8 protein-coding genes are annotated in these 14,270 nt (G+C 65.7%); 3 read left to right on the forward strand and 5 right to left on the reverse strand.

The features are described 5' to 3' along the window. Positions 1-36 precede the first annotated feature (36 nt). The 5 genes from MYL53_RS06120 to dnaX form a co-directional block, all read right to left on the reverse strand. Positions 37-339, reverse strand: a complete 303-nt coding sequence (locus tag MYL53_RS06120) for a YcgL domain-containing protein (RefSeq protein ID WP_247852746.1) — start codon at positions 337-339, stop codon at positions 37-39. Further along, positions 336-1,463, reverse strand: coding sequence for a ribonuclease D (rnd, locus tag MYL53_RS06125; protein WP_247852747.1), 1,128 nt, complete (start codon positions 1,461-1,463; stop codon positions 336-338). The genes MYL53_RS06120 and rnd overlap by 4 nt, the downstream gene beginning before the upstream one ends. Before the next feature lie 34 nt (positions 1,464-1,497). Next, positions 1,498-2,103, reverse strand: a complete 606-nt coding sequence (gene recR, locus MYL53_RS06130) for a recombination mediator RecR (protein ID WP_247852748.1) — start codon at positions 2,101-2,103, stop codon at positions 1,498-1,500. Positions 2,104-2,190: 87 nt separating this feature from the next. Further along, the gene (locus MYL53_RS06135) at positions 2,191-2,517 is read right to left on the reverse strand and encodes a YbaB/EbfC family nucleoid-associated protein (RefSeq protein ID WP_247852749.1); all 327 of its coding nucleotides are present in this window, start codon (positions 2,515-2,517) and stop codon (positions 2,191-2,193) included. 99 nt (positions 2,518-2,616) lie between these two features. Next, positions 2,617-4,674 carry a DNA polymerase III subunit gamma/tau gene (dnaX, locus tag MYL53_RS06140; RefSeq protein WP_247852750.1) on the reverse strand — a complete coding sequence of 686 codons (2,058 nt, stop codon included), beginning with the start codon at positions 4,672-4,674 and terminating at the stop codon, positions 2,617-2,619. Positions 4,675-5,063: 389 nt separating this feature from the next. Here dnaX and MYL53_RS06145 point away from each other — a divergent pair, with 389 nt between their 5' ends. The 3 genes from MYL53_RS06145 (at position 5,064) to MYL53_RS06155 (ending at position 14,251) form a co-directional block, all read left to right on the forward strand. After that, positions 5,064-7,985, forward strand: coding sequence for a DEAD/DEAH box helicase (locus tag MYL53_RS06145; protein ID WP_247852751.1), 2,922 nt, complete (start codon positions 5,064-5,066; stop codon positions 7,983-7,985). 220 nt (positions 7,986-8,205) lie between these two features. Beyond that, entirely contained in the window at positions 8,206-9,231 is a 1,026-nt protein-coding gene (locus MYL53_RS06150; protein ID WP_247852752.1) for an Abi family protein, read from the forward strand. Between the two features lie 13 nt (positions 9,232-9,244). Then, a complete protein-coding gene (locus tag MYL53_RS06155; RefSeq protein WP_247852753.1) occupies positions 9,245-14,251 on the forward strand; it encodes a DNA methyltransferase family protein in 5,007 nt (1,668 codons plus the stop codon). Positions 14,252-14,270: the final 19 nt, after the last annotated feature.

A 14,270-nucleotide genomic window follows, 5' to 3' on the forward strand; every position in this document is an offset into this window, starting at 1 on the left:
AAGTCCGAAGTCCGAAGTCCGAAGTCCGAAGGAAGCCTAGTATTTCGCTTCGGTGGGCGTTCTATAAAGATCCAGCAGATAATCCTCCTTGGCCGGCGGCATCTGCAGGTAGAACCCCTTTTCCTCGATGGCGGCCATCACCTCGGCGCCGCGGGTGCGGGCCAGCGGCTTGTCCGGCGTGAGGATCAGCGTCAGCGCCGAGACCGGCTTGCCGAAGCGCTCGAGCAGCGCCTCGGGCACGTCCTCGAGCCCCCGGCGCTTGTCCACGTAAAGGTACATCTCATCCTTGCGCGGACTCTTGAACACCTCGCACAAGAGCTTGCCGTTCATGGTGGTCATGCGGGGACCTCGTTCAGGGCATCTTCCAGGGCATCGGCCAGGCGCTCACCGCGCCAGCCGACGGGCAGCGGCAGCGGGCGGCCGCGCAGCCGGGCGCTGGCCAGGGCCTCCAGGTCACGGCGGCGCATCAGCGTCTCGGGGGCCAGACCCAAGGACTCGGCCTCGAGGTTCACCACCTTCTTCATCGCCTTCAGGCAGCGCTTGAAGGCCGGCGACAGCGGCGACAGCGGCACCGAGGGCAGCTCGGCCTCATCGAGGAGGCGCGCCTCCTTGATCAGCGCCAGCAGAGTGTCGCCCTCACGCTTGACCAGCGGCGGCTTGACGCCCTCCACCGAGGCCAGCTCATAGCGGTTCTCGGGCAGACGCTCGGCGATGGCGAACAGCAGCTTGTCGCTGACCAGCCAGCTGCGCGGCAGGTCGCGGCGACGCACCTCGCCCTCGCGCCAGGTGGTCATCAGGCGATAGGCCTCGATCTGACGCGGCCCCAGCCGCCACAGGTTGCGCTGGCGCAGGTACCACTGGCCGTCCGCCTCGTCGCTGCGCGAGGCCTGATCCACCAAGGCGGCGCAGTCCTCCTCGAGCCATTCCAGGCGGCCGTGGCGCACCAGGGACTCGTGCTGATGCGCCCAGACGTCCAGCAGGTAGACCACGTCCAGCGCGGCGTAGGTCTTCTGGGCGTCGGAGAGCGGGCGTTCGAGCCAGTTGGAGCGGGTCTCGTCCTTGGGCAGGGTCTCGCCCACCCAATATTCGACCAGCTTCTGGTAGCCCATGGAGGGCACCTCACCGAGCAGCGCCTGGGCGATCTGGGTGTCCACCAGCGGCGCGATGGGCACGCCGGCCCAATGGGCGAAGACCTCCAGGTCCTCGCTGGAGGCATGCAGCAGCTTCAACGGCCCCTCGGCGAGCAGGCGACGGAAACGCTCGGTACATTTCACCTCCTGCGGGTCGACCAGATAGGCCGGCCCGCCGGCGCAGAACTGGATCAGCGCCGGCACCGGGTGGAAGGTGCGCTCGCGGAAGAATTCGGTATCCAGGGCCAGGACGTCGGCCTCGGCCACCTCGGCGCAGGCGGCGTCCAGCGCCTCGGGGGTGTCGATCCAGCGGATCTCGGGTGTCAGGGACATGCGGTCATCCGGCATGGCAGGGATGGGACGGCGATCATTCGCCCTGGAAAGGCAACCGGCCGTTGAAGGCCCGGCTCAGGGTACCGCCGTCGACGTATTCGAGCTCGCCGCCCATGGGCACGCCATAGGCCAGGCGCGAGAGCTTGAGCCCCTGCGGGGCGAGCTGGGAGGCGATGTAGTGGGCCGTGGCCTCCCCTTCCACCGTGGGATTGGTGGCCAGGATCACCTCCTCGACGCCGGCCTCGGCGACCCGCGCCTCCAACTGGTCGAGGCCGATGTCCTCGGGCCCGACGCCGTCCAGCGGCGACAGGTGGCCGTGCAGCACGAAGTAGCGGCCCTGATAGCCGCCGGCCTCCTCGATGGCCAGCTGGTCGGCCGGGGACTCCACCACGCACAGCACGCCGTCGTCGCGGCGCGGGCTGGCGCAGATGCCGCACAGCTCCTCCTCGGTGAGGGTGCGGCAGCGCCGGCAGTAGCCGACCGCCTCGAGGGCCGTGCCGAGGGACTCCACCAGCCGCCGGCCGCCGTCGCGGTCGCGCTCGAGCAGGTGCATGGCCATGCGCTGGGCGGTCTTGGGGCCGACGCCGGGCAGCACCCGGAAGGCCTCCATCAGCCGTTCGACCAGGGGAGAAAAACTCATGGGTCGGGGGACTCGCGTCTCGTCATGGGGCTAGACGAGCGCCACGCGGGCGCCCGTCTCTCGTGCCTTGCGTTCCGGCGAGATGCCTCAGAACGGCATCTTGAAGCCCGGCGGCAGGTTCAGGCCGGAGGTGGCGCCTTCCATCAGCTCCTTGGAGTTGGCCTCGACCTTGCGCACGGCGTCGTTCACGGCGGCGGCCAGCAGGTCCTCGAGCAGCTCCTTGTCCTCTTCCATGACGCTCGGGTCGATGTCGACCTTGAGCACGTCATGGCGGCCGTTCATGGTGATCTTGATCATGCCGGCACCGGCCTCGCCGTGAACCTCGGCCTTGGCGACCTCTTCCTGGGCCTTCTGCATCTTCTCCTGCATTTCCTGGGCCTGCTTCATCAGGTTGCCCATTCCACCTTTCATCATGGTGACGTCCTCTCGATGGGATGTTCTGTCCGACCGCCCGGGCGGCCGGTGTCGTGTATGGTCGGCGTTACCCTTACGACGCGTGTCGTTCGCGTCCGTTCAGTGACGCGCCGCCTCGGCGGGCTTCACCGTGGTCTCGATCAGCCGGGCGCCGAAGGCCTGCTGGATCTTCTGCACCTGGGGGTCCGCCTGCAGCGCGGCCACCGCCTCGGCGTGGCGCTCGGCGGCCAGGCGGTCGGCGCGCTGGCGCGGCGTCTCGACGCCCTCGGGCAGCGGCCCGTCGGCGATGGTCAGGCGCCGCGCGAAACCGGCCCCGGCCAGCGCCTCGCGGATGCGCTCGACGTGAACGTCGGCCTGCATCGCCGCCTGGGACGGATCCAGCCGCAGCGTCAGGGCGTTGCCGTCATCGGCTTCGACCACGCAATGGGCCGCCAGGTTGCGCGTCAGCCCGGACAGGCCCAGGGCGTCGAAGCGCGTCAGCCATTCGGCATGACTCAGCTCGCCCGGGGCGGCGTCGGCGGCGTGTGCCTCGGCCGGCACCTCGACAGGTGCGGACTGCGGCTCGGGCTCCGGCTCGGGAGCCGCCGCGACCGAAGCGGGCTCAGGGGCCGGCTCGGGCCGTGGTTCAGGCTGCGGTTCAGGCCGAGGCGCTGGCGCCTCGGCCACGGGGGCCGGTTCGGGCTCGACCGGCGCCGACGCGGCCGACTCGTCCAGGATCCACGGCGGCGGTTCGGCTGCCGCGACCGCGGACGGCGCGGGTTCCGGCGCGGCCTCGGGAGCCGGCTGCGGATCAGCGGGGGCCTCGGCCGGTGCCGGCGACGCGGCGGACTCGACCGGCGCTGGCGCCGGAGCCGGTTCAGGCGTCGGCTCAGTGGCCGGGGCGGCTTCGGCCGCCGGCTGCGATACCGCAGCGCCAGGCGCCGCACTCGACGCTTGAGCGGCGCTGGCGGCTTGATCGCTGCCACCCGACTGCCCGGTGCCGCCTCCGGCCGCGGGCGAGCCGCCGTCACCGCTTCCGCGCATGGGCAGCGGCGTCTGGGCCGGCTTCGGTACGCCCTGGGGACGGAAGGCCAGCATGCGCAGCAGGGTCATCTCCAGGGCGGTGCGCAGGTCCGGCGCGTGGGCCATGTCGCCGCGGCCCTGGATGCCGATCTGGTAGTAGAGCTGGATGTCCTCGGCGGTGAAACGCGCGGCCAGCGCCAGCAGCGTGTCGCGGTCGCCGTGGCCGTTGTCCAGGGCGTCGGGCACCATCTGCGCCACGGCCAGGCGGTGCAGCACGCCGGTGACGTCGTCAAGCACGCCGGCGAAGTCCGGGCCCTGCTCGGCCAGGGCGGCGACCTCGGACAGCACCCGGGCGGCGTCGACCTCGGCCATGGCCTCGAGCAGCGCCAGCACGTGGCGATGGTCGAGGGTGCCGAGCATCGCCGCCACGTCGGCGTGGCGCACCTCGCCCTGGCCGAAGGCGATCGCCTGGTCAGTCAGACTCATGGCGTCGCGCATGGAGCCCTCGGCGGCCTTGCCGAGCAGCCACAGCGCGCTCTCCTCGAAGGAGACCGACTCGGCCTCGAGCACCTTGGAGAGGTGGCCGACGATGCGCTCCGGCGGCATGTGCTTGAGGGTGAACTGCAAGCAGCGCGACAGCACCGTGGGCGGCAGCTTCTGCGGGTCGGTGGTGGCCAGCAGGAACTTCACGTGGGGCGGCGGCTCTTCCAGGGTCTTCAGCAGCGCGTTGAAGCTGCTGGTGGAGAGCATGTGCACCTCGTCGATGAGGTACACCTTGTAGCGGCCCTGGGTCGGAGCGTACTGCACGTTGTCGAGCAGCTCGCGGGTGTCCTCGACCTTGGTGCGCGAGGCGGCATCGACCTCGATCAGATCGACAAAGCGACCGTCATCGATGGCCTCGCAGCTGGGACACTGGCCGCAGGGCGTGGAGGTCACGCCCTCGTCGCCCTGCCCGTTCGCGGTGCAGTTCAGGCACTTGGCCAGAATGCGCGCCAGCGTGGTCTTGCCGACCCCGCGGGTACCGGTGAACAGGTAGGCGTGGTGCAGCCGGCCCTGGTCCAGGGCATTGACCAGCGCGCGCTGGACATGCTCCTGGCCGACCAGTTCATGGAAGGTACGCGGCCGCCACTTGCGGGCCAGAACCTGATAGCTCATGCAGCTCGGAATCCTTGCGGCTGGGCTGGCTGGCAGCCGAACACGAAAGCCCCGCCGATGCGAAGATCGCCGACCGACGGGCTTGAAGAGATGCCACGTATTCTACCGGGTGGCGGCCCAGGCGCAAAGCGTGGGCCGGGGGCGCCGGTGCACTTCGCCTGTCCCCCATGAAGCCTACCCTCGACCGGGCTGAAAAAGTGCCTGGATGCATCCACAGGCTTGTACATACGCACAGAGATCCCCCACCTTCAGGGGAAAGGAAGCAGACGTCGCAATCTTGCCTTTGATAAGCTAATCAAACATTAATCAGAACACCTAAAGAGACCGGGACGTGCCCCGCGCCAGGGGAGAGGACACCGCGTCACCAACGCAGGAAGCAAAGGGGAAACATGGGCCAGCAGCTTGCTCCGGGAATGCGCCTGGAAATCCGCGATGCCGAATGGCGTCTTACCCGCCTCGACCAGACCAGCGATGGAGGGCAGCAGCTCAGCTGCACGGGCCTGTCGGAACTGGTGCGCGGCCGCGAGGCAAAGTTCCTGACGCGCCTTGAGGATGACATCCGCATTCTCGACCCGGCGACCACTGAACTGGTGGACGATCTCTCACAGGGCCACCGTGCCGGCCTTTTGACCCTGGCCACCCAGCTACGCGACACCACGCCGACGGATGACCGCATCCACATGGGCCACCACGCAGCCATGGACGCCCTGCCCTTCCAGCTCGAACCCACGCGTCAGGCACTGGCCCAGCCTCGGGCACGAATGCTGATCGCCGATGCCGTCGGCCTGGGTAAGACGCTTGAAGCCGGCATTCTCACCAGCGAGCTGATCGCCCGCGGACGCGGCAAACGCATCCTGGTACTGGCCGTCAAATCCATGCTCGGCCAGTTCCAGCAGGAATTCTGGAACCGCTTCACCATCCCGCTGACACGCCTCGACTCCCAGGGCCTGGCCCGGGTACGCAATCGCATCCCGGCCAACCACAACCCCTTTCACTACTTCGATCGGTCGATCATTTCCATCGACACCCTCAAGCAGGACATCGAGTACCGCCACTACCTCGAACAGGCTCACTGGGACATCATCATCATCGATGAGGCCCACAACGTCGCCGAACGCGCCGGCGGCCAGGGTGCCTCACAACGCGCACGCCTGGCCCGACTGCTGGCCACTCGCTCCGACACCCTGATCATGCTCTCGGCCACGCCCCACGACGGCAAACCGGAAAGCTTCGCCAGCCTGATGAACATGCTGGACCCCACGGCCATCACCAACCCCAGCCAGTACGCCCACGAAGACTTCCGCGACAAGGGCCTGGTGATTCGCCGCTTCAAGAAGGACGTGCGCGACCAGCTCGGGGACTTCCCCGACCGCCAGATCGACCGCCACTACGCCACCGCCAGCGCGCACGAAGAGCACGCCTTCGAGCAGCTGATGGACGTCACCTTTCACACCCTGGACGGCCAGCGCACCGCCGGCAGCGGCCTGTTCCGCACACGGCTGGAAAAGACGCTGTTCTCCAGCCCGGCAGCGTGTCTCTCAACCATCGAAAACCGCCTGGCCAAGCTGCAGAAACAAGCACACACCCCCGAGCGCAGTGCCGATATCGACAGCCTGGAAGGCCTGGCGCTGGCCGTGCGCGCCATCACCCCCGAGCATTTCAGCAAGTACCAGAGCCTGCTCGAGTTGCTGGGCAAAAAGCCCGGCCAGGGCGAAATGGGCTGGCAACGAGACGCCGACGACCGCCTGGTGATCTTCACCGAAAGTCTCACCACCCTGGCCTTTCTCGAAGCGCATCTGCCTGGTGACATCGGCCTCAAGGCCAAACAGGTCGGCGTGCTGCGCGGCACCGATCGCGACCGAGACATCATGGCCACCGTCGAGGCCTTCAATCGCGGAGACAGCCCACTGCGCCTGCTACTCTGCTCAGACGTCGCCGCCGAAGGCATCAACCTACACCACCGCGCCCACCGCATGGTGCACTTCGACATTCCCTGGTCGCTGATGGTCTTCCAGCAGCGTAACGGCCGCATCGACCGCTACGGCCAGACACAACCGCCGCAGATTCGCTACCTGATCACCGAATCCGAGCATCCCAAGGTACGCGGCGACCAGCGCGTGCTCGAGGTACTGATCGACAAGGATGACCAGGCCAGCCGCAATATCGGCGATCCGTCCGAGTTTACCGCCGGCCGCACACAGGAAGAACAGGAAGCGCAGGTCACCGAAGTGCTCGAGCGCGACGACGACCCCGACGACCTCTCGGCACTTTTCGCCGGCCTGCTCGACGACCAGCTCAACGACAGCGAATCACCACTCGACGCCTTTATTCCCGACACCCGACCGGCCACCACTCTCGACGAGTTGACCACCCAACCGCCCCGGCTCTATCCCAGCACCCTGGCCTGGTCCCGCGCCGCCATCGACTGGCTGCGCCAGGCCATGCGCGAACAGGGGCAGGAGCTCCAGGCCAGCGTCGACGAGCAGGCCCAGCGCCTGGAACTGACCGCGCCCGAAGACCTGCGCCAGCGGCTTACCTATCTGCCCCGCGAGATTCGTCCCGAACACGACCGCTTCATTCTCACCGCCGATGCGCAGCGCATGCAGCAGGCCCTCGACCAGGCACGCCAGGAAGACGATCCCTGGCCCGTCGTGCAGTACCTCTGGCCTCTGCACCCGGTGCTCGAATGGCTTCGCGACCGCATCCTCAACGCCTTCGGCCGGCACACCGCCCCGGTCATCCGCGTGCCCGCCGCCCTGCCCGAAGGCCAGGCCCGCGTACTGCTGCATGGCGGCTACCCCAACCGTCGCGGCCAGGCTCTGATCCAGTCCTGGTGTGCCGTCCCCATCGACACCAGCGACGGCAGCGTCGGCGAACCGATGTCGCTCGATGATGCCCTGAGCGAACTGGCGCTTGACCCCGAATCATTGCCCAACCCCGGCATCCCGGGCGACAACAGCCTGCTTCAGGCCACCCTGCCCGACGCCGTCAAGGCCGCGAAACGCTATCTGCACGAAGTCCGCGTACAGCGTGAAGGCGAGATCAACGACCGCCTCAACGCCCAGATGAACGCCATGGATGCCTTGAAGACGCGGCACCAGCAACAGATCGAGCTCGACCTCAGCAGCAGCCGCGAACAGGAGAGCCGCAAGCAACGCCGCCGTGACGAGCGCACCGCACGGCTCGAGCACATCTTCAAGGACTACGAGAACTGGCTGGAAGCCACCCAGCAGATCGAAAACCAGCCCTGGCTCCAGGTCGCCGCCGTTTTCACCGGCGACCCGGCCACATCGGCGGTCCCCGGAACATGACGAGCATGACGCAACAAGCGCGCACCTGGATGCCGTCTGCCCTGACGCCCTATCGTGCCCGGATAGCGGCAGCCACCTTGCGGGCCGATATCGGCGTACCTATAATACTCGGCAACACACCCGCCAAGCCTATGGCTGCTCCGGCAGTTACGCTTAAATCGCGCGGGTTTTTTATTGCCTATCACAAGGGCCACGGCCACCCCAAGCAGGAGGTGGCCACATGACACGCTTCGCCAAGCCTGCCCTCACCGCCCGTGAACAGCTCGACCTGCTGATCGAACGCGGCCTCCAGGTAGAGAATGCAGAACGAGCCCTCCGTCTGCTGGAAGTCACCACGCTGTTCAGGCTCAGCCCTTATATGCGGCCTTTCCAGTTTCCCGAGGATAGCGAGCACGCCTTCAAGCCCGGTAGCAGGCTCGCCGATATCGTTCGGGTCTATCGCTTCGACAGCGACCTGCGGCAGCTGCTGATGACGGCGCTGGAAAGAGTCGAGATCGCCGTGCGCGCCTGCATCAGCCACCATATGGCACCAGCTTATGGGGCTCACTGGTATCTGGACCGACAGCAGTTCGTACACCACTACCGTTTCGGCCGCATGATCGGTGATATCGAGAACACGCTGGCATCGGAACGGAAGAAGTTTCAGCGCGAACAGCAGCAGATCCAGAAGAGCCGCGTATCCGACGAGATAAAGCGTCAGCGCATCGAAAGTCGCAAACGCGACAACTATCCACGCTTCTATGCAGAAACCTACTCCGACCCCTGCCTGCCACCCTCCTGGGCGGCACTCGAGGAGATGAGCCTGGGCAGCATTTCGCATCTGTATCAGGGGCTGGCCCGGGACCGTGACCGCAAGGCCATCGCGACGCGCTTCGGCCTTCATCAGAAGGTCCTGGGCAGCTGGCTGCATACCCTGACCTTCGTACGCAACATCTGCGCCCACCACGCCCGGTTATGGAATCGTGAGCTAGGGATACCGCCCAGATGGGATGACAACATTTCCACCCCCGACGGCCGCCCGGGGCGCGATGTACCACGTCGCCTGTTCACCGTGCTGGCCATGCTGACGTATCTCACCACCCAGATCAGCCCGGACACCCGTTGGCCCGGCCGCCTGCAGACGTTGCTGGCGGAGTATCCCGATATCCCGCGCCAGCCCATGGGGTTTCCCGACGACTGGCAGCAACGACTCGCATCGCTACACACACAGCCACCGGCCACGGCAGGCAAGGCAAAGACGCGTTAAGGCAAGGAAGGCTATGGCACACGCAGGCATCATCAACGACAACGAGTTCTACAGCGAGCACTACCTCGCCGATATCTTCGAAGGCGACATTCGCGGCGTCATCGAGGCCTGGCAGCAGCAGGCCAACGACACCGGCGGCGACACGCCCTGGGCCGGGCTTCGCCGTGGCGCACACGAGCGCCTGCGCGAGATCGAGGCCACCCAGACGCTGATCCGTCGTGGCCGCCGCCACGAGGTCATCGAAGCCGCCCGCGAGCTGGCCCGCCCTATGCTCGAACGCTTCGGCTACGCGGTCCAGCCGGAACGCCGTGCGCTGAGCGACGACGCCGAAGTGCCGCTGCTCGCCGAACTTAACGACACCCAGGGCGCGCCGCTGTTGTGGGTCATCGAATCGCTGCCCTTCGACGAGCCCCAGGGCGACCCCTTGGCCGCCGCGCCCCTGCCGGCCCAGTACCTCAGCTTCGACGAGACCCCGCTACCCGGCGCCTTCCAGCGCGAACTCGAAAGCGAAACGCCGCCAAGCTGGCAAAGCCTGCTCTCCCGCCTGGTCTTCGCCCAGGAGCGCCCGCCGCGCTGGGTGCTGCTGGTGGCCCCGCACCAATGGGTGCTCATCGACCGCAGCCGCTTCGCCCGCGGCCAGTTGCTGCGCTTCGACTGGGTCGAACTGCTCACACGCCGCGACACCGATGCCCTCAAGGCCGCCAGCGTGCTGCTCGGCCGCGAGTCGCTGCTCGACGCCAACGGCCAGAGCCTGCTCGACACCCTCGACGAAAACGCCCACAAGCACGCCTACGGCGTCAGCGAGGACCTCAAGTACGCCCTGCGCGAAGGCATCGAGCTGCTTGGCAACGAAGCCGCCCGCCAGCTCATCGAGCGCGCCCGAAGCCGCAAGGAAGGCATCTACTCCGGCCAGCTCGACCCCGACCAGCTCTCCCGCGAATGCCTGCGTACCATGTACCGCCTGCTGTTCCTGTTCTACATCGAGGCTCGCCCCGAGCTCGGCTACGCCCCGGTGGACAGCGCCACCTACCTCAGCGGCTATTCTCTGGAGGGCCTGCGCCAGCTGGAACTCACACCGATGACCAGCGAGCGCGAACGCCAGGGCAGTTTCCTGCACCACTCCATCACCCGGCTCTTCCGCCTGGTGCATGAAGGCGTCGAAGCGCCCAGCAACGAACAGCTCGACTTCGAGGACATCGGCGGCACGGACGACGACGCCTTCACCTTGCCGGCGCTCAAGAGCCACCTCTTCGACCCTCAGCGCACCAAGCTGCTCGACAAGGTGGTCTTCCCCAACGTCATCTTGCAGCAGATCATCCAGCTGATGTCGCTCTCGCGCCCCGCCAAGGGCCGCGGCAAGCGCCGCCGCGGGCGCATCAGCTACGCCCGGCTGGGCATCAACCAGCTCGGCGCCGTCTACGAGGCCCTGCTCAGCTATCGCGGCTTCTTCGCCGAGCAGGACCTCTTCGAGGTCAAGCGCGCCGGCGAGGCCAACCCCGACCCGCTGGACACCGGCTACTTCGTCACCGCCGAGCAGCTCGAACAGTTCAGCGACGCCGAGCGCGTCTTCGACCGCGACGAAGACGGCTACCAGCAGCTGCGCCGCCACCCGCGTGGGCGCTTTCTCTACCGCCTGGCCGGGCGCGACCGCGAAAAGAGCGCCTCCTACTACACCCCGGAGGTGCTGACCCGGTCACTTGTCAAGTACGCCCTCAAGGAGGTCTACGCCGAGCAGCTCGACCCGCTGCCCGACGACGCCACCCGCGCCGAGCGCCTGCTCAGCCTGACCCTCTGCGAGCCAGCCATGGGCAGCGCCGCCTTCCTGAACGAGGCCATCGACCAGCTCGCCGACAAGTACCTGGCCCTGGCTCAGAGCGCCAAACAGCAGCACGACCCCAGCGCCGAGCGCATTCCCCAGGCCGAATACGCCGCCGAGAAGCAGCGCGTCAAGATGTACCTGGCCGACCACAGCGTCTTCGGCGTCGACCTGAACCCCGTGGCCGTGGAGCTCGCCGAGGTCTCGCTATGGCTCGGCGCCCTCTCATCCGACCGCTTCGTGCCCTGGTTCGGCTTTCAGCTGCGCACCGGCAACTCGCTGATCGGCGCCCGCCGCGAGGCCTACCCGGCCAGCGCCCTCGGCCTCAAGCCCAAGGACCCCGCCGCCTGGCTCAACCGCGCCGGCGACGCCATCCCGCTGGTGGTCGAGGACGCCAAGGACGGAGCCGGGACCGTGGCCGGTGACAACAAGGCGGAGAACACCGCGCAACAAAGTGATGGTCATGCGCCCGATCAGAAGTTGGGCGAGAGCCGGATCTGGCACTTCCTGCTGCCCTTCACCGGCATGGCCGACTACACCGACAAGGTCGCCAAGCAGCTGTTCGGCGATGAACTGGCTGCCATCAAGCAGTGGAAGAAGGGCTTCACCGCGCCCTTCAATCCCGAAGAGCGCCAGCGCCTGGAACGCCTCAGCCAGCAGGTCGAGGCGCTGTGGGTCGAGCACGCCCGCGAGCTGGCCCGCATTCGCGCCCGCACCAGCGACCCCTACCCCATCTACGGCCGCGAGGCCAACGGCGAGCCCACCAGCCTGGCCTTCAAGGACGCCATGGAAGCCTCGCTCACCGAGCGCTACCAGCAGAGCGCCCCGGCCTACCGCCGCCTCAAGCTGGCCATGGATTACTGGTGTGCGCTGTGGTTCTGGCCCATCGACCGCGCCGAGGAACTGCCCAGCCGCGAGGAATGGCTTTGGGACCTGGAAACCCTGCTGCTCGGCGACACCATCGGCGCCGGCCCCAGCCACGACATCCCCGACCTCTTCCAGCAGGAGCCCGAGGGCATCGAGGAAGGCCGGCGCTTCGTCGACCGCTTCGGCGTGGTCAAGCTGGCCACCCTGTTCCGCGCCTGCCCGCGCTTGAAGCTCGCCGACGAGCTGGCCGAGGCCCGTCGCTTCTTCCACTGGGAGCTGGAATACGCCGATGTGTTCTCCGGCGCCGTCAGCGGCCGCCGCGGCTTCGACCTGGTGCTGGGTAACCCGCCCTGGCTCAAGGTGGAATGGCAGGAAGGCGGCATCATGGGCGACCACCAGCCCGCCTTCGCCCTGCGCAAGACCTCCGCCAGCCAGCTCGCCACCCTGCGCGAACAGGCCTTTCACGACCACCCCGGCCTGCTCGGCGCCTGGCGCCGCGAATACGAGGAAAGCGAAGGCACCCAGGCCTTTCTCAACAGCGCCGCCAACTACCCGCTGCTCAAGGGCGTGCAGACCAACCTCTACAAGTGCTTTCTGCCCACCGCCTGGCGACTGGGTTGCGAACAGGGTGTGGCAGGCTTCCTGCACCCGGAGGGGATCTATGACGACCCCAAAGGAGGTAGCTTCCGGGAGATAGTCTATCCCCGACTGCGAGCACATTTTCAGTTCGAGAATGAGCTTCTTTTATTTCCGATCGGAGGCACACGCCGTTACGGCATCAACATTTACTCGCGGCCTCAGCCAGAACCTTCATTTAAGGCTATAGCTAACGTCTTTCATCCCAAAGTCATCGACTTTTCGCATACCTCACTGCCAGAGAAAGAAGCACCTGGCATCAAGGATGAAACTTGGGATGGCAGCAAATTTAATTTCACGTGGAGTACCAAAGGGCACCCCGACCGAATCATTGAGATTAACAAACAATCTTTAGAACTTTTCGCTTCGTTATATGACGAGGTGGGCACACAGCCACTGCAGGCGCGACTACCTGCCCTACATATACGACAGTTGATTCGTGTTCTGGAGCGCTTCGCCGCACAGCCTACCCGCCTGGCGGACATGACTGGAGACTATGTGTCTCTAGAAATGTGGCACGAGACCAATGCCCAGAAAGACGGCACCATCCAGCGGAAAACATGCTTTCCCAAAAGCTCCAGCGAGTGGATCCTTAGCGGCCCACATTTCTATATTGGCTTACCTATGTACAAGACGCCTCGCTCGGTCTGCACTGAAAAGGGGCACTACGATATCTTGGATCTAGAAACCCTCCCCGACGACTACCTGCCGCGCACAAACTATGTCCCCGCCTGCGATGCGGATACCTACGCAGGCCGAACACCCCGTGTCAGCTGGATTGAGGAAGGAAAAACACAACCGAACAAGGTCACGGACTATTATCGATTAGCATACCGTGGAATGCTTTCACAGTCCGGAGAAAGAACCTTAATCCCTTCTATCCTTCCGAAAGGCTGCGGACATATTCATGGTGCGCAAACAACAGCATTCAAGAACAATCTGACCTTAATTAAGCAAGCTTTATTTTGTACTTCTCTGGCAGGAGATTTTTACACAAAGACAACGGGAAGGAGCAACCTAATGGCCACTTGGTCTGCATTCCCGTTACTAGAAAAAGTTCCTCAGGCCTCAACGAGGCTATTATCATTAAACTGTCTAACCAACCATTATTCAGAACTCTGGCAGTCCTGCTGGCAGGACGCTTTTAAGCAAGCCCAATGGGCCAGCGATAGCCCGCTGCTGGATCATGACTTCTTTGCCAATCTGACGCCGGAGTGGCAGCGACATTGCGCGCTACGCAACGACTACGCCCGCCGTCAGGCCCTGGTGGAAATCGACGTATTGGTCGCCCAGACACTGGGCATGACCCTGGAAGAACTCAAGACCATTTATCGCGTGCAGTTCTACGTCATGCGCCAAAATGAAGCCGACACCTGGTATGACGCCCGCGGCCGCATCATCTTCACCCCCAGCAAGGGCCTCGCCGGCGTCGGCCTGCCCCGCAAGGCCAACAAGAAGGAACTGGAGCAGGACATTCACTACTCCATCGAATCCCCGGAGCGCACCGACTACAACATCGCCCTCGGCTGGGAAGACGTGAAAGACATGCAGGAAGGCGTCGTCCGTAAGACCTGGCTCGACGACACCCTCCCCGACGGCCCCTGGGAAACCACCATCGAATACCACGCTCCCTTCACCCGCCCGGATCGGGAGAAGGACTATGAAAAAGCGTGGGAAATCTTTGAGCAATCCAAGGCATGATCTTGGAACATCGAGCATA

The organism is Halomonas getboli (genome assembly GCF_023094245.1).
Classification (GTDB): Bacteria; Pseudomonadota; Gammaproteobacteria; order Pseudomonadales; family Halomonadaceae; genus Halomonas; species Halomonas getboli.